This window comes from Streptomyces sp. NPDC048389, from assembly GCF_040706335.1.
GTDB lineage: Bacteria > Actinomycetota > Actinomycetes > Streptomycetales > Streptomycetaceae > Streptomyces.
The window spans coordinates 13,740-35,305 of record NZ_JBEZKP010000069.1; the positions used below are offsets into that span (position 1 = coordinate 13,740).

At 73.8% G+C, this 21,566-nt stretch carries 19 protein-coding genes and 1 pseudogene; 6 read left to right on the top strand and 14 right to left on the bottom strand.

All coding sequences use genetic code 11. From position 1 onward, the window contains the following. Positions 1–46 precede the first annotated feature (46 nt). The 5 genes from AB0903_RS30665 to AB0903_RS30685 are packed head-to-tail and all read left to right on the top strand — an operon-like array spanning position 47 to position 5,628. A complete protein-coding gene (locus tag AB0903_RS30665) occupies positions 47–1,249 on the top strand; it encodes an ADP-ribosylglycohydrolase family protein (RefSeq protein ID WP_366707996.1) in 1,203 nt (400 codons plus the stop codon). Beyond that, positions 1,246–2,748: an ADP-ribosylglycohydrolase family protein gene (locus tag AB0903_RS30670; RefSeq protein ID WP_366707997.1), complete on the top strand. Its 1,503-nt coding sequence runs from the start codon at positions 1,246–1,248 to the stop codon at positions 2,746–2,748. Before AB0903_RS30665 ends, AB0903_RS30670 begins: the two co-directional genes overlap by 4 nt. Next, positions 2,745–3,632, top strand: a complete 888-nt coding sequence (gene rbsK, locus AB0903_RS30675; RefSeq protein WP_366707998.1) for a ribokinase — start codon at positions 2,745–2,747, stop codon at positions 3,630–3,632. Before AB0903_RS30670 ends, rbsK begins: the two co-directional genes overlap by 4 nt. Then, on the top strand, positions 3,629–4,831 hold the full coding sequence (locus AB0903_RS30680; RefSeq protein ID WP_366707999.1) for a CoA transferase: 1,203 nt from the start codon (positions 3,629–3,631) through the stop codon (positions 4,829–4,831). Before rbsK ends, AB0903_RS30680 begins: the two co-directional genes overlap by 4 nt. After that, the gene (locus AB0903_RS30685; protein WP_366708000.1) at positions 4,828–5,628 is read left to right on the top strand and encodes a CoA ester lyase; all 801 of its coding nucleotides are present in this window, start codon (positions 4,828–4,830) and stop codon (positions 5,626–5,628) included. Before AB0903_RS30680 ends, AB0903_RS30685 begins: the two co-directional genes overlap by 4 nt. Before the next feature lie 445 nt (positions 5,629–6,073). Here AB0903_RS30685 and lgt read toward each other — a convergent pair whose 3' ends face one another. The 11 genes from lgt to hisI form a co-directional block, all read right to left on the bottom strand. Next, positions 6,074–7,030: a prolipoprotein diacylglyceryl transferase gene (gene lgt, locus AB0903_RS30690; RefSeq protein WP_366708001.1), complete on the bottom strand. Its 957-nt coding sequence runs from the start codon at positions 7,028–7,030 to the stop codon at positions 6,074–6,076. 167 nt (positions 7,031–7,197) lie between these two features. Then, a complete protein-coding gene (locus tag AB0903_RS30695; protein WP_366708002.1) occupies positions 7,198–8,085 on the bottom strand; it encodes a thioredoxin domain-containing protein in 888 nt (295 codons plus the stop codon). Between the two features lie 33 nt (positions 8,086–8,118). Beyond that, positions 8,119–8,934: a tryptophan synthase subunit alpha gene (gene trpA, locus AB0903_RS30700; protein WP_366708003.1), complete on the bottom strand. Its 816-nt coding sequence runs from the start codon at positions 8,932–8,934 to the stop codon at positions 8,119–8,121. Then, on the bottom strand, positions 8,931–10,223 hold the full coding sequence (gene trpB / locus AB0903_RS30705) for a tryptophan synthase subunit beta (protein WP_366708004.1): 1,293 nt from the start codon (positions 10,221–10,223) through the stop codon (positions 8,931–8,933). The genes trpA and trpB overlap by 4 nt, the downstream gene beginning before the upstream one ends. Before the next feature lie 643 nt (positions 10,224–10,866). Beyond that, positions 10,867–11,139, bottom strand: coding sequence for a hypothetical protein (locus AB0903_RS30710; protein ID WP_366708013.1), 273 nt, complete (start codon positions 11,137–11,139; stop codon positions 10,867–10,869). Positions 11,140–11,188: 49 nt separating this feature from the next. Beyond that, positions 11,189–11,998: an indole-3-glycerol phosphate synthase TrpC gene (gene trpC, locus AB0903_RS30715; RefSeq protein WP_366708005.1), complete on the bottom strand. Its 810-nt coding sequence runs from the start codon at positions 11,996–11,998 to the stop codon at positions 11,189–11,191. A 115-nt stretch (positions 11,999–12,113) separates the two neighbouring features. After that, on the bottom strand, positions 12,114–12,548 hold the full coding sequence (locus AB0903_RS30720) for a DUF2752 domain-containing protein (RefSeq protein WP_366708014.1): 435 nt from the start codon (positions 12,546–12,548) through the stop codon (positions 12,114–12,116). A 398-nt stretch (positions 12,549–12,946) separates the two neighbouring features. After that, entirely contained in the window at positions 12,947–13,207 is a 261-nt protein-coding gene (locus tag AB0903_RS30725; RefSeq protein ID WP_366708006.1) for an HGxxPAAW family protein, read from the bottom strand. 160 nt (positions 13,208–13,367) lie between these two features. Continuing rightward, the gene (locus tag AB0903_RS30730) at positions 13,368–14,009 is read right to left on the bottom strand and encodes a TIGR02234 family membrane protein (RefSeq protein WP_366708007.1); all 642 of its coding nucleotides are present in this window, start codon (positions 14,007–14,009) and stop codon (positions 13,368–13,370) included. Next, positions 14,009–15,520, bottom strand: a complete 1,512-nt coding sequence (locus tag AB0903_RS30735; RefSeq protein ID WP_366708008.1) for an anthranilate synthase component I — start codon at positions 15,518–15,520, stop codon at positions 14,009–14,011. The genes AB0903_RS30730 and AB0903_RS30735 overlap by 1 nt, the downstream gene beginning before the upstream one ends. A gap of 11 nt (positions 15,521–15,531) precedes the next feature. Beyond that, on the bottom strand, positions 15,532–15,894 hold the full coding sequence (gene hisI / locus AB0903_RS30740) for a phosphoribosyl-AMP cyclohydrolase (protein WP_366708009.1): 363 nt from the start codon (positions 15,892–15,894) through the stop codon (positions 15,532–15,534). Positions 15,895–15,979: 85 nt separating this feature from the next. Between hisI and AB0903_RS30745 the strand changes: the two genes are divergently transcribed. Continuing rightward, on the top strand, positions 15,980–16,612 hold the full coding sequence (locus AB0903_RS30745) for a TIGR03085 family metal-binding protein (protein ID WP_366708010.1): 633 nt from the start codon (positions 15,980–15,982) through the stop codon (positions 16,610–16,612). 17 nt (positions 16,613–16,629) lie between these two features. Here the strand turns inward: AB0903_RS30745 and AB0903_RS30750 are convergent, their stop codons facing one another. From AB0903_RS30750 to AB0903_RS30760, 3 genes and pseudogenes are all read right to left on the bottom strand, one after another. Then, positions 16,630–18,267: a cation acetate symporter gene (locus tag AB0903_RS30750; RefSeq protein ID WP_366708011.1), complete on the bottom strand. Its 1,638-nt coding sequence runs from the start codon at positions 18,265–18,267 to the stop codon at positions 16,630–16,632. Positions 18,268–18,380: 113 nt separating this feature from the next. Beyond that, complete coding sequence (locus AB0903_RS30755; protein ID WP_366708012.1) at positions 18,381–19,736, bottom strand: helix-turn-helix domain-containing protein; 1,356 nt, start codon at positions 19,734–19,736, stop codon at positions 18,381–18,383. A 206-nt stretch (positions 19,737–19,942) separates the two neighbouring features. Continuing rightward, positions 19,943–21,124 (bottom strand): annotated as a pseudogene (locus AB0903_RS30760) (helix-turn-helix transcriptional regulator); the annotation flags it as partial. Positions 21,125–21,566: the final 442 nt, after the last annotated feature.

A 21,566-nucleotide genomic window follows, 5' to 3' on the forward strand; every position in this document is an offset into this window, starting at 1 on the left:
GCGCGCGATCCGCCGGACACGTCGGCCCCAGGTGGACAATCCGGGCATGACGACGACTACGGCGGCGCCCGGCACGGCAACGCAAGCGGCGGCCTCCCCGACTCTCCCCCTCGATGACCGGATCACCGGCAGCCTGGTCGGAGCAGCTGTCGGTGACGCTCTCGGCGGCCCCGTCGAGGGCTACTCGCCCGACCAGATCCTTCAGCGCCACGGCGGACGGATCACCGGCATCGTCGGCCCCTGGCACGGGGACGACTGGCGCACCGCCCGCCCCATCGCCCCGTACCACAAGGGCGACGGCCACATCACCGACGACACCTTGATGACCCACGCGCTGATCGCGGTGTACGCCACGGTCCGCGACCACCTCGACGCCTACGCCGTGGCCGACCACCTCGTCCCCGACCTCATCACCAACCCCCGCTGGATCCCGGAGCTCGAGGCGGAGGCCATCCCCCTGCAGCGGCTCTTCCTCGCCGAGAAGTGGCTCGTCACACGGCTGCATTACGGGCACCACGATCCGCGCGAGGCGGGCACGGGCAACATCGTCAACTGCGGTGCGGCGATGTACATGGCGCCGGTGGGCCTGGTCAACGCGGCCAATCCGGCGGCCGCGTACGCCGAGGCCGTCGACGTCGCCGGGGCGCACCAGTCGTCGTACGGGCGGGAGGCGGCCGGCGTGTTCGCGGCGGCCGTCGCCGCGGCGTGCCTGCCGGGCGCCACACCCGCGTCGGTCGTCGAGACGGCGATGGAGCTGGCCAAGGACGGCACCCAGGCGGCGATCGAGTCGGTCGCGGAAACGGCCGCCCGGTATTCCGACTTCGAGTCGGCGCTGGTGCCGCTGCGGGCGGCGGTCGCGCCGTTCGACACCGTCGGCCCCGACTACCGCGCCCCGTCGCTGGGCGCCCGCCGCCCCTCCCGCCTCCACTCCATCGAAGAGCTCCCCATCGCGCTCGGGATGCTGCTGGTGGGCGACGGCGACTACCGGCGTACGGTCCTGTCATCCGTCAATTACGGCCGGGACTGCGACTCCATCGCGACGATGGCGGGAGCGATCGCGGGCGCCCTGAACGGAACCGCGGCGGTGCCCGCGGAGTGGGCGGAGCGGGTCGCGGAGGCCAGCCGTGTCGACCTGCACGCGCCGGCGGCCGAACTGGCGGCGGTGACAAGGGAGGTCTACGCCCGGGACGCGGAGCGCCGCCGGGCCCACGAGGCGGCGTTCGCGTCCCTGACGGTCACCGCGCGATGACGAGGGCGCTGCGTGTGACCTGGGTGCAGCCGGAGGACCTGATCGGCCACGAACTGCGCCAGGCGCAGGAGGACGGCAGGGACGCGGCAGCCGTCCGCGACCGCTGGCTGGCGGCGGGAGGTGCGCCTGCTCCACGCCGCGCGGGCGCCTCGCCCGACCAGGTACCGCCCGCGCTGCGGGCGCTGGCCGAGGAGCTGCTGGACGAACTGGACTCCCTTGTCTCCCCGTTGGCGTGCGACGAGCCCACGTCGCTTCCCGCGATCAGGGCCGCCGCCCCCGCCTGGGCGGCACCGCCCTCCGGCACGAGCGCACTGCCCGCACCGGGCGCACCGGCGACCGCGACCCGCGAAACACCGGGTCCGTCCGACGTCCGGGAAGAGGAGCCGCCGCGCGGAATGCCGGAGACGGCGCGGCCCGCCACAACCGGCCCCGACCGTGCCCGGGCGCTGGGGAACGCGCTGCACGCCGCCTGGCTCGGGCGCGCCGCCGGATGCCTGCTGGGCAAGCCCGTCGAGAAGCTTCCGCTGCACGCGATCCGCGCCATCGCCCGCGCCACCGGGAACTGGCCGCTCACCACCTGGTTCACCGCCAGGGGCCTGCCGGAGGACCTGGCCGCCGCACATCCCTGGAACCGGCGCAGCGCCCCGGACTCGCTCGCAGAGAACATCGACGGGATGCCGGAGGACGACGACCTCAACCACCCCCTCCTCGGTCTGCTGCTGCTCCGCCGCCACGGCAGGAACTTCACCACTGCCGACGTCGCCCGGCTCTGGCTGGACGAGCTGCCCGCCGGGCGGACGTTCACCGCCGAGCGCGTCGCCTACCGCAACCTGCTCAGCGGCATCGAGCCTCCGCTGACCGCCGCCCACCGCAACCCGTTCCGGGAGTGGATCGGCGCCGCCATCCGCGCCGACGTCCACGGCTGGACCAGCCCGGGCGCCCCCACGGCCGCCGCCGCCCGGGCGTACCGGGACGCGGCGCTCACCCACACCGCGAACGGCGTGTACGGCGCCATGTTCACCGCCGCCGCCCTCGCCGCCGCGGCCACCGGCACCGTGGACGTCCACGAGGCCATCGCCACCGGCCTCACCGTCGTCCCGCCGCGCTCGCGCTTCGCCGCGGCCGTGCGCTTCGGCGTCGAGACCGCCCGCGCGCACACCGACTTCGCCGACGCCGTCGACAGCATCCATCGCAGGTACGACACCTACCACTGGGTGCACGTCCTGCCCAACGCGGCGTTGCTCGTCGCCGCCCTCACCCACGCCGACGGAGACTTCACCGGCTCCATCTGCCGCGCCGTCTCCGGAGGACTCGACACCGACTCCAACGGCGCGACGGCCGGCTCGCTCGCCGGGCTGCTGGCAGGGCACCCCGACGCACTGCCCGACCGCTGGACCGCCCCGCTGAAGAACCGGCTCGCGACCTCGGTCGCCGGCTTCGACGGCGTCGGCTTCGACACCCTCGCCCACCTCACGCTCAAGGAGGCCCTCCGCCCATGACCGGCATCGTGGTGCTCGGCAGCACCAACATGGACCTCGTCGCCTTCGTCGCGCAGGCGCCGAAGCGGGGTGAGACCGTCACCGGACGCGAGTTCCGCACGATCCCCGGGGGCAAGGGCGCCAACCAGGCCGTGGCCGCGGCCCGTGCCGGGGGTGAGGTCGCCATGATCGGGGCGATCGGCTCCGACTCCTTCGGCCCGCAGCTGCGGCACACGCTCGAGTCCTCCGGTGTCGACACCGACCTGCTCAGGACCGCTGAGGGCCCCTCGGGCACGGCGCACATCGTCGTGGACGACGAGGGCGGCAACGCGATCGTCGTCATCCCCGGCGCCAACGGCACCATCACCTCCCTCGCCCCTGGGGAGGAGGGCCTCATCGCCGGCAACGACACACTGCTCCTCCAGCTCGAGCTTCCGCTCAGCGCCGTGCTCGACAGCGCCGAGGCGGCCCGCCGCCACGGGGTGCGGACCGTCCTCACCCCCTCCCCCGCCCAGCCGCTGCCGCCCGAACTCCTGGCCGCCACCGATCTCCTCGTCCCCAACGAGCACGAGGCGGCCACCATCACCGGCATCGCCGACCCGCGCTTCGCGGCTCAGGAGCTGCTGCGGCAGGTGCCCGAGGTGGTGATCACCCTGGGCCCGGCCGGCTGTCTGTACGCAGCCCGCGGCACCGGGCCCCTCACCGTCCCCGCTCCTGCCGTGACCGCCGTGGACACGACCGCGGCAGGCGACACCTTCGTCGGCGCCCTGGCCGTGGCGCTCGGCGAGAAGAAGCCGGTCGCACAGTGCCTGGCCTGGGCCTGTACGGCCGCCGCCCTGTCCGTCCAGCGCCCGGGAGCGTCCTCCTCCATGCCGTACCGATCCGAGATCGACGCCGCCTCATGAGCTCGTCGCCCTCCCCCCTTCCGCTGCGGGGCCTGCGCGTCCTCGACCTCGCGACCCTCTTCGCCGGCCCGCTGTGCGCCACGATGCTCGGCGACTTCGGCGCCGAGGTCGTCAAGGTGGAGCACCCCACCCGTCCGGACCCCTCCCGGGGACACGGCCCGGCCAAGGACGGGGTCGGACTGTGGTGGAAGGTCCTCGGCCGCAACAAACGGACGATCACCCTCGATCTGTCCGCCCCCGGTGGCCGGGACACCTTGCTGCGGCTCGCGGCGACGGCGGATGTGGTCGTGGAGAACTTCCGTCCCGGCACTCTGGAGAAATGGGGGCTCGGCTGGGGCGAGCTGAGCGCGGCCAACCCCCGGCTGGTCCTCACCCGGATCACCGGTTTCGGGCAGTTCGGCCCGTACTCCCACCGGCCCTGCTTCGGCACGCTCGCCGAGGCCATGAGCGGCTTCGCCGCCGCCACCGGCGGGCAGGAAGGCCCCCCGACGCTGCCGCCCTTCGGCCTCGCCGACTCCGTCGCCGCGCTCGCCTCCGCCTACGCCGTCATGACCGCGCTCGCCGCCCGCACCGCCACCGGCCGGGGCCAGGTCGTCGACATGGCGATCATCGAACCGATCCTGGCGATGCTGGGCCCGCAGGCGCTCTGGTACGACCAGCTCGGATACGTACAGCCGCGCACCGGGAACCGCTCCCGCAACAACGCCCCGCGCAACGTCTACCGCACCGCCGACGGCAGTTGGCTCGCCGTCTCCACCTCCGCCCAGTCCGTCGCCGAACGCGTCATGCGGCTGGTGGGGCGACCGGAGCTCGTCGACGAGCCCTGGTTCGCCACCGGCAGCGGCCGCGCCGAACACGCCGACGAACTCGACGACGCCGTGGGCGGCTGGATCGCGCGCCGCACCCGTGAGGAGGCGACCTGGGCCTTCGAAAAGGCGGAGGCCGCGATCGCTCCCGTCTACGACATCCGCGACGTCATGGAGGATCCGCAGTACCGGGCGCTGGGCACCATCACCGAAGTCCCGGATCCCGAGCTCGGTCCGCTGCGTATGCAGAACGTGCTCTTCCGGCTGTCGGAGACCCCCGGCTCCATCCGCTGGGCCGGCCGGCCACACGGCGCCGACACCGAGGAAGTCCTAACCGAACTCGGCCTGACCGCCTCGGACATCACCGCCCTACGCACCCAGGGAGCGCTGTGACCATCCCTCTCACCTGGCTCTACGCCCCCGGAGACCGCCCGGAAGTGGTCCGCAAGGCGCTCGCCTCCGACGCCGACATCGTCATCGTCGACCTGGAGGACGCCGTCGCCCAGGGGCGCAAGCCGTATGCCCTGGACGCCACGGTCGAACTGCTGTCGGAGCCGCGACCTCTCCCCGTACATGTCCGCATCAACTCCCCCCATGACGTCGAGGCCCTCGCGGAGCTGCCGGGCCTCAGTGCACTGCGTATCCCCAAGGTCGCATACGCCACTGACATCCAGCAGATCGCGGCCCGCGCACCGGGCGTCCCGCTGTACGCGCTCATCGAGTCGGCGCTCGGAGTGGAGCACGCGTACGCGATCGCCACCGCACACGAGGCGATCGCCGGCATCGCGCTCGGCGAGTCCGATCTCCGCGCGGACCTCGGACTGCGCGGAGACGCCGGTCTCGACTGGCCGCGCACCCGTACGGTGATGGCCGCCAGGGCCGCCGGTCTCGCGCCGCCGTCCCAGTCCGTCTTTCCCGACATCCTCGACCTCGACGGCCTCTACGCCTCCTGCTCGCACGGCAGGTCCCTCGGCTTCCTGGGCCGCGCGGCCATCCACCCGCGTCAGCTGCCCGTCATCGAACGGGCCTTCCGGCCGACGCGGGATGAGATCGAGGCGGCCGAGGAGATCGTCAAGGCGGCGGCGGCCGACGCGGGCGCACTGGCGCTGCCGGACGGCCGCTTCGTGGACGCGGCGGTGGTGGCGACAGCGCGGCGGACGCTGGCGCTGGCGGAGCGGGAGGTGGATTGAGGAGTGGGCTTACGGGGCGTGGCCGCTGCGCGGGGCCGTTCGCGGGGCCGTTCCCCTACCCGCCCCTTCCCGCTGCACCGACGCGCGACTCCGCCGCCTGGCGGGCTCCGCCCGGACCCGCGTGGCGGCCTCCGCCCCGGACCCGTGACCGGGCTCCACCCGAACCTGTACCGCGCTGCGCGCGATGGCTTCGATCGCCGGCCGGGCTCCTCGGAGCCCCGCTGGGGGCACCTCCCACCGCCGCCAGGCGTAGGGGGAGATGGAGGCGCGGGGGCCGGTGGCGCGAAGCCCCCGGCTCGGGAAGGTGGGATTCCTGTGGCCGCCGCCGCCAGGCCGCAGGGCCGCAGAGCCGCAAGGCCGCAAGGCCGCAAGGCCGCAAGGCCGCAAGGGGAAAGTAGAGGGAAACGAGCCCGCCGCAGGCGCACTCGTCCCGCCACCCCCGCCGTCACGCCTTGCCGGGCGACTCCGCCGCATCCGCCGCCGCGTCCTCGGACTTCGCCATACGGCCCTCGTCCTCGTCCCGGTCCCCGGCCTCGTCCGCCTCCGAACCGGCGGCAGCGTTCTCAGCGTCGGGCTTGGACGGCTCCACCGCCGCCGGTTCCACGACCTCCTCACGACCCGGCCGCAGCCGCGACGAGATCACGATGTACACGACCGCCAGGAGGAAGACCAGGATCGACGTCCAGACGTTCAGCCGCAGGCCGAGGATGTGGTGCGCATCGTCGACGCGCATGTACTCGATCCAGCCGCGGCCGGCGCAGTACGAGGCGACGTAGAGCGCGAACGCCCTGCCGTGGCCCAGCTTGAAGCGCCGGTCGGCCCAGATGACCAGCAGGGCGACGCCGATGCACCACAGGGACTCGTACAGGAAGGTCGGGTGGTAGAGGCCGGGTTCGCGGTTCGCGCCCTCGCTGATCTTCAGCGCCCAGGGCACGTCCGTCTCGCGGCCGTACAGCTCTTGGTTGAACCAGTTGCCCCAGCGGCCGATCGCCTGCGCGAAGGCGATACCGGGGGCGAGGGCGTCGGCCCACGCGGGCAGCGGGATACCGCGCCGGCGGCAGCCGATCCAGGCACCGACCGCGCCCAGCGCGATCGCGCCCCAGATACCGAGGCCGCCCTCCCAGATCTTGAAGGCGTCGACCCAGTTCTCACCCTCGCTGAAGTACAGCTGGTAGTCCGTGATCACGTGGTAGAGCCGACCGCCGACCAGGCCGAACGGCACGGCCCAGACAGCGATGTCGGCAACCGTCCCGGCCTTGCCTCCCCGGGCGACCCAGCGGCGGTTGCCGTACCAGACGGCTACGAAGACGCCGATGATGATGCAGAACGCGTAGCCGCGCAGCGGAAGCGGTCCAAGATGGATCACTCCGGTCGACGGACTGGGAATGTAGGCGATGTCCATGGCAGGTCCGACGCTACCCTGCCGGGCGGGAGGGACGGCAACCCACCCGGCAACGTCTGGATAACGAGCCCGTGCCTGCCGGACGCCGGGCCTGCCCGGCGATTTCCGGCGCGGGCGGCGGCCCGGCAGCAGCAGAGGGAGCGCTCCGGCGGCCGCCGGGGCGGGCGTCAGGAGGCCGGGGCCTCCGGACTCGCGCTGCCGTCCGTGCCGGACGTCGCAGGGCGCCGGCTGCCCGGCGGCTTGTTCTCGTTGGCCTCCTTGACCCACTTCTTGAAGTTCGCCACGGAGATCTGCTCCTTGCCCCTGGTCGGGAAGATCGACTCTCCGTTGAGCAGTACGGTCGGCGTGCCGCGGAAGCCGCCCGCCTGGAATGCCGCGTTCGACTTCTTGACCCAGGCGTCGTGCTTGCCCTCCTCGACACAGCTGCGGAACGCGGGGGTGTCGAGTCCTTCGACCTTCCCCGCGAGCTCGATCAGCCTGCCGTTGTCGGCGAAGGCATCGTCCGGCTCGGGCGGCTGGTTCATGTACAGCACGTCGTGGTATTCGACGAACTTTCCGACGTCCTGCGCGCACGCCGCCGCGTTCGCCGCGCGCAGGGAGCCGCTGCCGCCCATGTTCCCGTCGATGATGGTGGCCAGGTGGTACTCGACCTTGATCTGGCCGGCCTGCTCCAGCTCGTGGATCGGCTCCCGCAGAGCGTTCTCGAACTGGGCGCAGGCCGGACAGCGGAAGTCCTCCCACACCGTGAGGGTGGACGGGGCGTCGCTCGCGCCGACCGGGATCGCGAGCTGCTCCTCCCCCTGCACACCGCTCGGCGCGAGCAGCGGCCCGGCCCCGGTCGCGGCGTCGTCGTCCTTGCCGCTGTTGGCGGCGACCAGGCCGACCACCGCGGCCAGACCGAGCACACCCACGACGGCCGACGCCACGATGAGGGTCCTGCGGCGCTTCTCGCGCGCCTTCTCCCGCGCCCGTTCCTTCTGGAGTCGCTCGCGGGCGCCCCGCTTTGGCTCTTGGTTCTCGCTCACACCCCGCAAACGAACCGGGGAGGCGCGCATGCGCCTCCCCGGTGCCTGATCCACTCGTACGAGCTACGGCCTGCCGCGCACACCCCGCGCCAGTTCGCCCGCCAGTTCCCGTACGGCGGCGACGGCCGCGCCGTCGTCGGGCGCGTCGAGCATCCGCTTGACGAACGCCGAGCCGACGATCACACCGTCGGCGAACGCCGCCACCTCCGTGGCCTGCGCCGGGTTCGACACTCCGAGGCCCACGCAGACCGGCAGGTCGGTCGTGGCCCGGGTGCGGCGCACGAGGTCCTGGGCCTGTTCGCCGACCGACTCACGGGTGCCGGTGACGCCCATGAGCGACGCGGCGTAGACGAAGCCGGATCCGGCCTCCGTGATCCTGGCGAGGCGGGCGTCCTTGCTGCTGGGCGCGACGACGAAGACAGTGGCCAGGCCCTGCTTCTCGGCGTGCTCCCTCCACGGCCCCGCCTCCTCGACGGGCAGGTCGGGCAGGATGCACCCGGCGCCGCCCGCCTCGGCGAGCTCCGCGGTGAACCGCTCGACGCCGTAGCGGTCGATCGGGTTCCAGTACGTCATCACGAGGACCGACTTGCCCGTGGCGGCATGTGCCTCGCGGACCGTTCGCATCACGTCGGCGATGCGGACACCGCCGCGCAGGGCGATGTCGTCGGCGGTCTGGATGACCGGCCCGTCCAGGACCGGGTCGCTGTGCGGCAGACCGACCTCGACGACGTCGGCGCCGCCGTCGAACGCGGCCTTGACCGCCTCGATACCGATGTCGACGGTCGGGAAGCCGGCGGGCAGGTACGCGATGAGCGCCGCCCGGTTCTCGTTCTTCGCCGCCGCGAGCGTGTCGCTCAGCAGCCGGATGTTGCCGCTCACTTCGCGTCCCCCTGGATCTCGGCGGCGCCGTTGTCGGCGGAGGCGTCGGCCTCGACCTGGGCGTCGGTGTCGTACAGCCCGAAGTAGCGGGCCGCGGTGTCCATGTCCTTGTCACCCCGGCCGGAGAGGTTGACCAGGATCAGCCCGTCCTTGCCGAGCTCGCGGCCGAGGTCGAGCGCGCCGGCCAGCGCGTGTGCCGACTCGATGGCCGGGATGATGCCCTCGGAGCGGGACAGCAGCCGCAGGGCCTGCATCGCCGCGTCGTCGGTGACCGCGCGGTACTCGCCGCGCCCCGAGTCCTTCAGATACGAGTGCTCGGGGCCGATGCCCGGGTAGTCCAGGCCGGCCGAGATCGAGTACGGCTCGGTGATCTGCCCCTCGTCGTCCTGGAGGACGTAGGAGCGGGAGCCGTGCAGGATGCCCGGCTCGCCGGCCGTCAGGGTCGCCGCGTGCTCCCCGGTCTCGATGCCGTGGCCGGCGGGCTCGCAGCCGACCAGGCGGACACCGGCATCGGGGATGAAGGCGTGGAACAGGCCGATGGCGTTCGATCCGCCGCCGACGCAGGCGACGGCCGCGTCGGGCAGGCGCCCCGTCCGCTCCAGGATCTGGCGCCTGGCCTCGACGCCGATGACGCGGTGGAAGTCGCGCACCATGGCGGGGAACGGGTGCGGGCCCGCCACCGTGCCGAAGAGGTAGTGCGTACGGTCCACGTTGGCGACCCAGTCGCGGAACGCCTCGTTGATGGCGTCCTTGAGGGTGCGGCTGCCGGACTTCACGGCGACGACCTCGGCGCCGAGCATCCTCATCCGGGCGACGTTCAGGGCCTGCCGCCGGGTGTCGACCTCGCCCATGTAGATCGTGCACTCGAGACCGAAGAGGGCACAGGCGGTGGCGGTCGCGACGCCGTGCTGGCCGGCGCCGGTCTCCGCGATGACACGGGTCTTGCCCATCCGCTTGGTGAGCAAGGCTTGGCCGAGCACGTTGTTGATCTTGTGCGAGCCGGTGTGGTTCAGATCCTCCCGCTTGAGGAAGATCCGCGCACCGCCGGCGTGCTCGGCGAAGCGGGGCACTTCGGTGAGGGCGCTCGGCCGGCCCGTGTAGTCGACCATGAGCGCGTCGAGTTCGGCGGCGAAGGCCGGATCGGACTTGGCCTTGTCGTACTCGACGGCGACCTCGTCGACAGCGGCGACGAGGGCCTCGGGGATGAATTTTCCGCCGAAGGCGCCGAAGTAGCCGTCGGTGTCGGGGACCAGACCCTCCGGGTCGGGGATGAAGTAGTCGCTGGACATGGCGACGCGGCTCCTTGTCGGGCCCGCGGGCCCGGGACGTATCGGGTGTGCGGAAGCGAAGCGTGTGCGGCTGGGGTGGGGCTGCTGCGCGGGGCCGCTCCTCCTCCCCGCCCCGTCCCGAGAACGGGGCAGGCCCGGACCCCGGGGGCGGTACCGCGCTGCGCACGGTGGCCTCAGGCGCCGACCGGGCTCCTTCGGAGCCTCGCGGAGCTGAGGGCCGGGCTCGGGGCGGAGCCCCGACGGGACCGGCTGACCCGACCCCACGGGGCTCCTCCCACCGCCCGCCAGAGCGCTGGGAGAGGGAGCCGCCTGCTTCGGGGCGAACCCGGAAGCAACCGGCGACCGCCCTCGCAGACGCCCGAGGCACCGGGTTCGGGGTGGAATCCGAGGAACCGGTGAGCTCAAGCCCCTCCGGAGCCCTCCCACGCCCGCCAAGGCGTAAAAGGTGAGCCGCCGGGCCGGGGGTGGGGCCCGAGCGAACCGGCGAACTCAGCGCCACGGGCCCTGCCACGCCCGCCGGGGCGAAAGGAGGTTGCGGCGCCGGGTCCGGGATCGCCCCCGGGACCGGCATCCCGGCCCGCCGACGCTTGAGGCGAGGCGGTACGGAGGCGGGAGACCCCGCGGGGTCCGGGCGGAGCGCGGTTCAGGGAAGGGGCGGGAAGGGGAGAACCTGGTCCCGCCCGACGGCCCAACGGCTCGTGCGCGCAGGCGCGCCGCGCCATCGCATCCCGTTGACCTGGCCCGGCTCGTCCCCGATGACGTACCGCACGCGCCGCCCGTGCACCCGTCGCGCCGGCGCGCGGCAGCCGCGTGGACGGCAGCCGCGGGCGAGGCGTGCGTACGGGTCACGGGGCGCGCCGGACACCGATCCGGCGTACGCGTACGTCGGCGTGCAGTCGCCCGCCCGGCGCGGCATGGAGCCCGGGGTCGGACCGGAACGGCGGCGGACGGTGGTCATGCCGGGCTCAGCTCCGGCCGTGCCGCAGTGCCGGGTGCGCTCCCGCGGCCACCAGGTCCGCGACCGCCGACTTGGGGTCGCGGCCGGTGACCAGGGACTCGCCGACGAGCACGGCGTCGGCGCCGGCGTTGGCGTAGGCGATCAGGTCGTGCGGGCCGCGGACACCCGACTCGGCGATCTTGACGATGTGCGCGGGGATCTCGGGCGCGACCCGCTCGAAGGTGGAGCGGTCGACCTTGAGGGTCTTGAGGTCACGCGCGTTGACGCCGATGATCTTCGCCCCGGCGTCGACGGCCCGCTCGGCCTCGTCCTCGTCGTGCACCTCGACCAGCGGGGTCAGGCCGATCGATTCGGCACGCTCGATCAGCGAGACCAGTGCCTCCTGGTCGAGAGCGGCAACGATCAGCAGGACGACGTCGGCGCCGTACGCCCGCGCCTCCCACAGCTGGTACGCGGTGACGATGAAGTCCTTGCGCAGCACCGGGATGTCGACCTTGGCGCGCACGGCCTCCAGGTCGGCCAGCGATCCGCCGAAGCGGCGCTCCTCGGTCAGTACGGAAATGACGGCCGCGCCGCCCGCCTCGTAGTCCGCGGCGAGTCCGGCCGGGTCGGCGATCGCGGCGAGCGCGCCCTTGGACGGGCTGGAGCGCTTGACCTCGCAGATCACCTTGACGCCCTCGCCTCGCAGTGCGGCGACGCCGTCCTTGGCAGCCGGGGCCTTGGCGGCGCGCTCCTTGAGCTCGTCGAGGCTGACGCGCGCCTGCCGCTCTGCCAGGTCGGCGCGCACACCTTCGATGATCTCGTCGAGCACACTCACGCGAGCGGCCCCCTTCCGGGACGGTGTTGATGGATCAGGATCAGCCATGTCGATGGTATCCGCAGCAGGGCCCAGGGCCCGCATCCGGGCGCGGCCTGTCCCACTACCTGGGACTTCATGGCACGAGCGCGGAACCGAACGGCAGATTCCGCACCACGCCGAAGATCACCAGCACACCGCCCAGGGCCCACCACCAGCGGGTGGCGACGTGGATCCGCACCGGGCGGTTCTGTGCGGCGCGAACCAGCCACACCACCCACACGAGGGCGAAGACGGCGTAGCCGGCGGTGGCGGCGGCGTTGGCGCCGAACGCGGTGCCCAGGTCGCCGTGGATGAACGCGTGGGCGCTGCGCAGACCCCCGCAGCCGGGGCAGTAGATGCCGGTGAAGCGCAGCAGGGGACAGGCGGGGTAGTGGCCGGGTTCGTTCGGATCGACGGTCCCGACGTACGCGAAGGCGGCGCCGATGCCGGCGATCGTGGCGAGCGGTGCGGCGAGGCGTCGTGCGAGCGACGCGTGTGGCGGGTGCGGCCGGTATGGCGACGGGGGCAGGGGGTGTCCGGTGGATCCGACCGGTGCCCGGCTTGCCCATGGCCCCGCCGGGCCGGGCGGGGGCTCTGCGGGCGCGGTCGCGGGACGGGGCCCCCAGGTGGGGCCGGGCGTACGCGCACCGCCACTCGGGGGCGCAGCGGCCCGGTCGGGGGCGGAAGACGCAGGCCGCCGGGGCGGATCCCCGGCGTGGCCGGGGATGCCGGACGCGGAGGCCGGGTCCACGGGTACGGAGGCCGGGTCCGCAGGGGCGGAGGCCGGGTCCACGGACGCGGAGGCCGGGTCCACAGGGGCGGGGGAAGAAGGCATGGCGTCCACGCGGTGATTGTCCACGTTCAACGGCAGCGGCGCAGCCCGGCCGAGCCGGGCTGCGCCGTCGTGCGACATCCGCTGTGCGTGGCTCAGGCAGCCGCCTTCTTGCTCTCGCGGGCAGCCGCGCGGTTGCGGGCCTCCACCACCTCGCTCGGCTCCTTCGGCGTGCCGAGGCCGGCCATCTTCATGGCGCCGCCGACGACCGCGCCGAGCAGGATGAGCGCACAGCCTGCCCAGAAGCCGACCGGGCTGTTCACCACCATGAAGACGCCTGCGACGCAGAAGCCGATGAAGGCGATGATGCTGCCGGTCCAGGCGGCCGGGGTGTGTCCGTGGCTGCTGCCCGCCATGAGTTGCTCCTCGTTTCCAGTGCGATGTCGTGAGCCGGTGCTCGGTCGGAGCCGCTGCTCGTACCGAGCCGGACGCTCGCTGTCATTCTTCCGTACGCCGGGGCGGGCGCCGATCCGGGGTCGGATCAGGCCGGGGGGTGGCCCGATCAGGGGGTCGTCCTCAGCGTGTCGGGTCCTCGCCGCGGTCCAGGGCCTTCCACAGGTCCTCGGGACGGTCGGGGTCGACCGGGCGCTCCTTGCGGGCGCGCGGGGTGCCGTCACGTTCGTAGCGGCCCGACATGGACGGCCAGCCGCGGCCGTACCGGAGGGCGAGGAACCCGGCGAGCAGGAGCAGCACACCGCCACCGGCCGTGACGTACGGCCAGAGCGTGTGCGTCAGGGCGTCGACGGTGGCGGCCGCGTCGCCGGTGGTGCGGGCCGCCCTCTCGTCGAGCGCGCCGGAACCGGACGCGCCGAGCAGCGCGGCCGTGGCGGCACCGACGCCGCTCAGGGAGAGCAGCACGGCCACCAGGAGACGCCCCGCGCGGCGCACCGCGAAGAGGGCGACCAGCGCGGCGAGGCCGACGATCGCGAGCGCCGTGGGGACACCCGTGACGTCGGAGCCGCTGGCCTCGAGGGAGACGGATCCGCCGCCGACCGACGCTGTGCCCTCGGCCCAGGTCCGGCCGGCGGCGAGCAGGACGACGGTCGCGCCGGCGGCGCCGAGGAACAGAGCGGCGGCCAGGCTGCGGCGGCTGCTCATGGCGGCCGTCGCGGCTGCGGCTCGGGGCTGGGGTACCGGTACAGCAGTCACGCACCCCACTATCCCTTACCGGCCCCGCGATCACTCAGGCGGTTGGCCGTGTGGACGGCGCGCAGCACCGCGGCCGCCTTGTTGCGGCACTCGGTGTCCTCGGCGACCGGATCGGAGTCGGCCACGACACCTGCTCCGGCCTGCACGTACGCGGTGCCGTCGCGGAGCAGGGCGGTGCGGATGGCGATGGCGGTGTCGGAGTCGCCCGCGAAGTCCAGGTAGCCGACGCAGCCGCCGTACAGACCGCGGCGTGACGGTTCCAGCTCGTCGATGATCTGCATGGCGCGCGGCTTGGGCGCACCGGAGAGGGTGCCCGCGGGGAAGCAGGCGGTGAGCACGTCGAAGGCGGTACGGCCGTCCGCGACGCGGCCGGTGACGGTGGAGACGATGTGCATCACGTGCGAGTACCGCTCGATCGACATGAAGTCGACGACCTCGACGCTGCCGGGCTCGCAGACGCGACCCAGGTCGTTGCGGCCGAGGTCGACGAGCATCAGGTGCTCGGCGCGCTCCTTGGGGTCGGCGAGCAGCTCGTCCGCGAGATCGTTGTCCTCCTGCGGCGTGGCGCCGCGCGGCCGGGTGCCGGCGATGGGGTGGACCATGGCGTGCCCGTCCTCGACCTTGACCAGGGCCTCCGGGCTGGAGCCGACGACGTCGAAACCGTCGAAGCGGAAGAGGTACATGTACGGCGACGGGTTCGTGGCCCGCAGCACCCGGTAGACGTCCAGGGCGCTCGCCGTGCACGGGGTCTCGAACCGCTGCGAGGGCACGACCTGGAAGGCTTCGCCGGCCCGGATGCGCTCCTTGATGTCGTCGACGGCCGCCTGGTAGTCGGTGCCGCCCCACAGGGCGGAGAACTCCGGCAGTTCGGAGGCGGGCAGCGCGGCGGGCCGGGAGGCGAGCGGCCGGGCGAGGTCGGTCTCCATGGCGTCGAGGCGGGCGACCGCGTCGGCGTACGCCTCGTCGACGCCGGTGTCGAGGTCGTTGTGGTTGATCGCGTTGGCGATCAGGAGGACCGTGCCGTCCCAGTGGTCGAGGACCGCGAGGTCGGAGGTGAGCAGCATGGTCAGCTCGGGGAGCTTCAGATCGTCGCGCTCGCCGGGGCCGATCCTCTCCAGCCGCCGCACGATGTCGTAGCCGAGGTAGCCGACCATGCCGCCGGTGAAGGGCGGCATCCCGGAGGCGAGGTCGCGCGGAGTGTGCAGGGTCTCGACGGTCTCGCGCAGCGCGTGCAGCGGGTCCCCGCCGGTGGGGACGCCGACCGGCGGGCTGCCCAGCCAGTGCGCCTGCTCGTCGCGGACGGTCAGCGTGGCGTCGGAGCGTACGCCGATGAAGGAGTAGCGAGACCACAGCTGGGCGGTGCGGCCGTTCTCCGCCGATTCCAGCAGGAACGTGCCGGTGCGCTCCGCGGCGAGCTTGCGGTACAGGCCCACGGGGGTGTCGCCGTCCGCGAGCAGCCGGCGGCTGACGGGGATGACGCGGCGGTCGGCGGCGAGCTTGCGGAACGTCTCGAGATCCATGGCGCCAGACCCTACTTGCCGAGAAGTACGTCGGTGTCGAAGCAGGTACGGGCCCCGGTGTGGCAGGCGGCGCCGACCTGGTCGACCTTGACGAGCACGGTGTCGGCGTCGCAGTCGAGGGCGACGGACTTGACGTGCTGGACGTGCCCGGAGGTGTCGCCCTTGACCCAGTACTCCTGGCGGCTGCGGGACCAGTACGTACAGCGGCCGGTGGTCAGGGTGCGATGCAGCGCCTCGTCGTCCATCCAGCCGAGCATCAGCACCTCACCGGTGTCGTACTGCTGGGCGATGGCGGGGATGAGCCCGTCGGCGCTCCGCTTGAGACGGGCGGCGACGGCCGGGTCGAGGCTGCTTGCGGGGACACTGCTGGTCATACCCGCCATTGTGCCGTGCCGAAGTCGGTGGGCGGGCGGTGCGTCCACTGGGCGGACCGGGTGCTCCCGCCGTACGCTGGCGGCCATGTCGACCCATGCCAAGCGTGAACGGCTCCTTTTCGCAGACCTGTTGGAGGCGGCCGGCCCGGATGCGCCGACCCTGTGCGACGGCTGGCGCGCCCGGGAACTCGCCGCCCATGTGGTGATGCGCGAGCGGCGGCCCGACGCGGCGGGCGGAATACTGCTCGACGCGCTGAAGGACCGCGCGGAGCGGATCCAGGCGGAGTTCGCCGCGAAGCCGTACGACGAACTGGTCCATCTCATCCGGACCGGCCCGCCGCGGATGTCGCTGTACGGGATCAAGCAGATCGACGAGGCCGCGAACACGGTGGAGTTCTTCGTACACGCGGAGGACGTGCGGCGGGCGCAGCCTGAGTGGGCGCCGCGCCCTTTGGACCGTGTCTTCGAGAACGCGTTGTGGTCGCGGCTGGAGAAGGCGGCCAGGCTGTTCGGCCGGAAGTCCCCGGTCGGTCTGGTGCTGCGCAGGTCGAACGGCCAGACGGTGGTGGCCCACAAGGGCACTCCGGTGGTGACGGTGACCGGCGAGGCGGGTGAGCTGACCCTGTTCGCGTTCGGCAGGCAGGAGGCCGCCCGGGTCGAGCTGGACGGGGACGAGGACGCGATCACCCGGCTGCGCGGGGCCGCCCTCGGGTTCTAGCGCGTCCCCGCTCCCGGTCAGTGGCCCCGTACCCACGCGGCGTCCGCGGTCTGCGGCTCCGGGGCCACGGCGGGGGGCAGGGTGCGCCGCCTGAGGAGTCCCGAGCCGGCCAGCGCCAGCAGGAAGCCGGACGGGATGGTGACCAGCCCCGGCGTGTGGAGCGGGAACCAGTGGAAGTCCCGGTCGGGGAAGAGCGAGATCGGTGTGCCCGACGCCGCCGGTGACCAGGTCATCAGCACGGCGACCAGCGGCAGCGTCCCGTACACCGCCCAGCGCACCCCGCCGGCCGTGAAGTGCCGGCGGAAGATCGCGAACAGCAGTACGGGCGGCAGCACGGACGCGGCCGCGGCGAACGCGAACGACAGCAGCACCTGGGGATTCCGTCCGACCGTCTGCGTCGCGACGAACACGGCGAGGACTCCGACGGCGGCGACCGCCCAGCGCGCCAGGCGCACCTCCCCGGCCATCGAGCGGCGCCCCCGGCCGCCCATCCGCGTCGGCCCGGCGAGGTCGCGGGTGAAGGCCGACGCGGCGGCGAGGGTGATCCCGGCGACCGTGGACAGGGTGGTGACGAACACGGCGCAGGCGACCACGGCGAAGAGCAGGCTGTGCCGGGGGCCGCCGGCCTCGGGGTCGAGTGCGGTGGTGACCATGAGCAGCGCCGAGTTGCCCCCCGGGTCGGCGGCGACGATGTTCTTGCGGCCGACGAGAGCGGCCGCGCCGAGGCCGATGACGACGACGCCCGCGCACAGCACGGCGACGGGGCCGACGGCCCAGGCTGCGGCGCGGCGGGCGCTGCGCGTGCCGCGCATGGGGTGCAGCCGCATGGTGATGTGGGGCATGCAGGCGGCGCCGAGGACGAGCGTGAGCAGGAAGCCGGTCAAGTCGAGCCAGCCGGCCGGGCCGCGCCCGAACTGGAGGCCCGGCAGGGCGTACGAGCCGCCCTGGCTGCCCTGGCGTGCGGCGTCGAAGAGCGAGAAGGGCGACCAGCCGAAGCGGCCGAGGACGACACCGGCGAGCAGCACGACCACGGCGACCACGACGACCGTCTTGAGGATCTGGATGTAGCCGGTGCCGCGCATCCCGCCGAAGGCCGAGTAACAGATCATCAGGGCGCCGCTGGCCACGGTGCATCCGGTGAGCGCGCCGGACGGGAGACCGAACATGGCCGTCATGATCTTTCCGGCGACGGCGAGCTGGACCACGAGCAGCGGGAACAGGACGACGATCGCGGCGATCCCGAGGGGTACCCGCACGGAGCGGTCGGCGAGCCGCTCGGTGAGGAAGTCGCCGAGGGTGTAGATCCCGCTGCCGCGGAGCGGCTTCGCCAGCACCAGCATCACCAGGACCAGTGAGGCGACGGTGGCCGCGGCGAACAGGATGCCGTCCGCTCCGACGAGGGCGACGGAGCCGGTGGTGCTGAGCAGGGTGGCGGCGGAGACGTAGTCCCCGGCGACGGCGAGCCCACCGCCGACCGGGCCGAGCGTGGCGCCGCCCGCGTAGAAGTGCTCCGGGTCGTCCTGGTCGGCGGCGGCAAGGCCGCACAGCAGGAGCGAGACCGTGACGAACGCGAGGAAGACGACGAGGGCGAGGGAACGGCCCTCGAACCCGGCACCCGACGCTACGGGTCCGGCCAGGTGCATATGAGATGACATGCCGGGTACGTCATCAGCACGGCCGGTGCCGCGTACAGCTGCCGAACACGCTTCGGTGCCCGTGCACAGGCACGGGCACCTCGGAGTGTGCGGCGTCCCACCCCGAACTGCCCCTAGGCGTCCAGCAGTCGGCGGGCCGTGAGCGCCAGGGAGACCTCGACGAGGTCGGACGGCCGGGACAGCGAGCGGCCGGTGAGCTGCTCGAAGCGGCGGAGCCGGTTGAGGACCGTGTTGCGGTGGCAGTAGAGCCGCGTGGCCGCGCGCTGTGCGGAGCCCTCGGCATCGAGCCATACGGTGAGCGTGTCGACGAGGAGGTCGCGGTCGGCGGGGTCGATCCCGTACAGCGGCCCCAGTACACGGTCGGCGAGCGCCCGGCCGAGGTCGGGGGAGGAGACGACGGCGGCGGCCGGGAGGTGGTCGTCGAGGAGGACGACACCGCCGGTTCGGGGGCAGGCCCGCAGTGCGGTGCCGGCGAGTCTGCGGCCTTCCCCGATGGCGGCGAGCCCGATGACGACCGATCCGATGCCCACGCGGACACCGGGCCCGGCCTCCACCCCCGCCGCGAGCGCGGCGGGATCCAGGGGTCCCGCGGGTGCGGCGGGTGCGCCGTCCGGGGCCGGGATGTCCTCGCCCTCGGGGGCGCCGGCCGGGTCGTCGGGGCGGCCCGCCTCCGGTCGGCGGTCCGGGTCCGCCAGGTGCACGATGCCCAGTTCCGCCTCCGCGGTGGAGTGCCACACGACGGAGACGCCTGGCGGCAGCGTGACCGGAGGGCCCGCCGGATGCGGATGGGGGGCGGCGGCCGCGATCACCACGAACCGGCCGTCCTGCGGGACACCGAGCAGTGACGAGGCGTCGGGCAGATCGGTGATGCGGGCCGTGCCGTCGAGCAGTGCCGCGGTCGTCAGCCGAAGCCGGTTCTCGCGGCGCCACTCCATCCGGCGTTCGGCGTCCCGGTAGGCGTCGCTGACGACGGCGCAGTGCTCGTCGACGAAGTTCCAGACGTTCGCCGCGACATGGACGAGCAGCCGCACGTCCTCCGGCTGGCGTCTGGCGGTCTCGTCGACCAGGCCCTGCCAGACCATCGCGCCGCCCATCCGGAACGCGTGCAGCACCGCGTCGAGCGGTACGCCCTGCTCGGCCCGGCGGGCGCCGATCGCCCGCGAGGTGCGCCGGGCGATGTCCCGGCACTCCCGGGGGCGGATCAGGGAGGCGACGTTGTGCCGGAGCGACTGGTGCACCTCCTGCCACACCTCGGACGCGTCGGCGTCGATCGCCGCCCGGTACGCGGGCTCCTGCTCCCGCAGCTCGCCGACCAGGGTGGTGGTCAGACCGACGACGTCGTCCAGGAGCACCTGTGCGGCACGGTGCAGTACGACGAGCACGTCCGCGTCCAGCAGGGAGCGGGTGCGGTGCGGGGCCGCATGAGGGGCGGGCACCGCTCTGACGCGCGAACGGACGAGATTCGACATGGGGCGGCCTCCACCAAGGAGTCGGCTCGCTCCGACGCACCCCACGACACGGGCACGCCGGATCTACCTGACGCTCGCAGAATGACATACCGCCCGGTCGGTACCCCAGGGGTTTGCCGCATTCTTCTCATCACGGTCCAGCAACACGACCCCACCGGCTCCCCGCCACGCTCCCCGCCACGGTCCGACAACGCGTCCCCACCGGCTCAAGGTCCGGAGCGTTCCAGGACGCGGGCGAGCTCGGTCCGCGAGCGGACCTGGAGGAGGGCGAACACGTTCCGCAGATGGTGGTCGACCGTCCGGGTGCTGACGGACAGCCGCAGTGCCACCTCCCGGTTGGTGGCGCCCTCCGCCACATGGTGGGCGATGCGCCGCTGCTGCGGGGTGAGCCGGTCCAGCGGCCCGCTCCCGGTGTCACCGGCCACCGCCTCGCCGGCCGCCCGCAGTTCGCCCTGAGCGCGCCGGGCCCAACCCCGGGCCCCGCAGCGTTCGAACGCGACCATCGCGTCACGCAGCGGGCCGCGGGCCTCCCTGGTCCTGCGGCGGCGCCGAAGCCACTGCCCGTACAGCAGCAGGGTGCGGCCCCGCTCGAAGTCACCGCCCGCCCGGTCGTGGTGGGCGAGCGCCTCCTCGTAGCGGGCCGCGGCCTCCTCCGGCGGTGCGAGGAGAGCGCGGCACCGGGCCAGCTGGGCGGGCGCGAGGGGGTCCGCGGTGCTCGCCTCCCACGTCCGGAACTCCCCCACCGCCACCGCCGCGCCACCCGCCCGCCCCGCGAGCACGGCTGCCTCGACGAAGCACGGGACGGCGAGCATCCGGACCGCGAAGTGGCCCTGTCTCGGGCCCGGCCCGACAAGCGGGCCCAGCCGGGCGGCGGCCTCCGCGCACCTGCCCGCCGCGAGGTCGGCACGGCCGACGGCCCAGACGGCGAGTCCGCCGGCCTGTGCGAGTCCGTGCGCCGCGGCGGCGGCCCCCGCGGCGTCCGCGTGCTCCGCGCAGGCCGCCGCGTCGCCCTCGACGGACGCGGCCAGGGCCAGCACCGCGTGCAGGTGGGCGGCGGCGTTGCGCCGGCCCAGCCGGCCGGCGGCCCGCAGCCCCTCCTCGGCGTGCACCCGGGCGCGCGCGTGGCGGCCGGCGCGCAGCTCCCCGTACGCGAGGTGCTCCAGCGCCTGGGGCAGCAGGGTCCGCGTACCGTGGACCCGTACGGCGGCCAGTGCCCTGGCACCGGCCCGGCAGGCGGCGTCCACGTCCCCGACGACGAGTGCGGCGCCGGTGGACAGCAGCAGCCCGGCCGGCTCCTCGGCAGGCTCTGCCACGTCGACGCACCTGCGCAGCAGGGCGTGCCCGTCCGCGACCCGCCCGGCGAAGAGCTCCCGCATTCCGGCTACATACACCCCGAGCGTGCCCCCGCCCTGTGCGCCGGCCCCGGACGGCCCCCCGCCCGCCCCACGGGCCGGGCCCGGGGCGACTGCCGGGCCCCCGCCGCCCTGACCGGACCGCGACCCCGACCACCCTTCGCCCGCATCCCCGGCTGCACCCCGGGGCACTGCCGGGCCACCCGCCCGTTCACCGACCGCCGCGTCCGGCCCCCGGCCTGCCGTCAGGACCGGCCGGCCCCACGCCCCGCCACCGCTCTGCGCCTGCCGCACCGCGGCGGCCGCGCCGCCGTCCTCACCCGAGCACGGCACAGCCCGTCCCTCCGCCCCCCGCACTCCGCGAGGCAGCGCGGACACATCCGCCTCCGGGCCCACCGGCACCCCGGCGGCAGCCGACGGGGCGGCACACGCGTGCGGTCCGGCGACCGGGCCGCCTGCCGCCGGGCGGCAGGGTGTC

What these genes read in the sequence shown, in the direction of transcription:
- AB0903_RS30750 (WP_366708011.1), bottom strand. Translation starts at nt 18,267, where the DNA reads ATGTCATCTCATATGCACCTGGCCGGACCCGTAGCGTCGGGTGCCGGG.
- AB0903_RS30695 (WP_366708002.1), bottom strand. Translation starts at nt 8,085, where the DNA reads ATGCGCGCCTCCCCGGTTCGTTTGCGGGGTGTGAGCGAGAACCAAGAG.
- rbsK (WP_366707998.1), top strand. Translation starts at nt 2,745, where the DNA reads ATGACCGGCATCGTGGTGCTCGGCAGCACCAACATGGACCTCGTCGCC.
- AB0903_RS30725 (WP_366708006.1), bottom strand. Translation starts at nt 13,207, where the DNA reads ATGGCGGGCAGCAGCCACGGACACACCCCGGCCGCCTGGACCGGCAGC.
- AB0903_RS30755 (WP_366708012.1), bottom strand. Translation starts at nt 19,736, where the DNA reads ATGTCGAATCTCGTCCGTTCGCGCGTCAGAGCGGTGCCCGCCCCTCAT.
- AB0903_RS30710 (WP_366708013.1), bottom strand. Translation starts at nt 11,139, where the DNA reads ATGCCGCGCCGGGCGGGCGACTGCACGCCGACGTACGCGTACGCCGGA.
- AB0903_RS30665 (WP_366707996.1), top strand. Translation starts at nt 47, where the DNA reads ATGACGACGACTACGGCGGCGCCCGGCACGGCAACGCAAGCGGCGGCC.
- hisI (WP_366708009.1), bottom strand. Translation starts at nt 15,894, where the DNA reads ATGACCAGCAGTGTCCCCGCAAGCAGCCTCGACCCGGCCGTCGCCGCC.
- AB0903_RS30735 (WP_366708008.1), bottom strand. Translation starts at nt 15,520, where the DNA reads ATGGATCTCGAGACGTTCCGCAAGCTCGCCGCCGACCGCCGCGTCATC.
- AB0903_RS30670 (WP_366707997.1), top strand. Translation starts at nt 1,246, where the DNA reads ATGACGAGGGCGCTGCGTGTGACCTGGGTGCAGCCGGAGGACCTGATC.
- lgt (WP_366708001.1), bottom strand. Translation starts at nt 7,030, where the DNA reads ATGGACATCGCCTACATTCCCAGTCCGTCGACCGGAGTGATCCATCTT.
- trpB (WP_366708004.1), bottom strand. Translation starts at nt 10,223, where the DNA reads ATGTCCAGCGACTACTTCATCCCCGACCCGGAGGGTCTGGTCCCCGAC.
- AB0903_RS30680 (WP_366707999.1), top strand. Translation starts at nt 3,629, where the DNA reads ATGAGCTCGTCGCCCTCCCCCCTTCCGCTGCGGGGCCTGCGCGTCCTC.
- AB0903_RS30745 (WP_366708010.1), top strand. Translation starts at nt 15,980, where the DNA reads ATGTCGACCCATGCCAAGCGTGAACGGCTCCTTTTCGCAGACCTGTTG.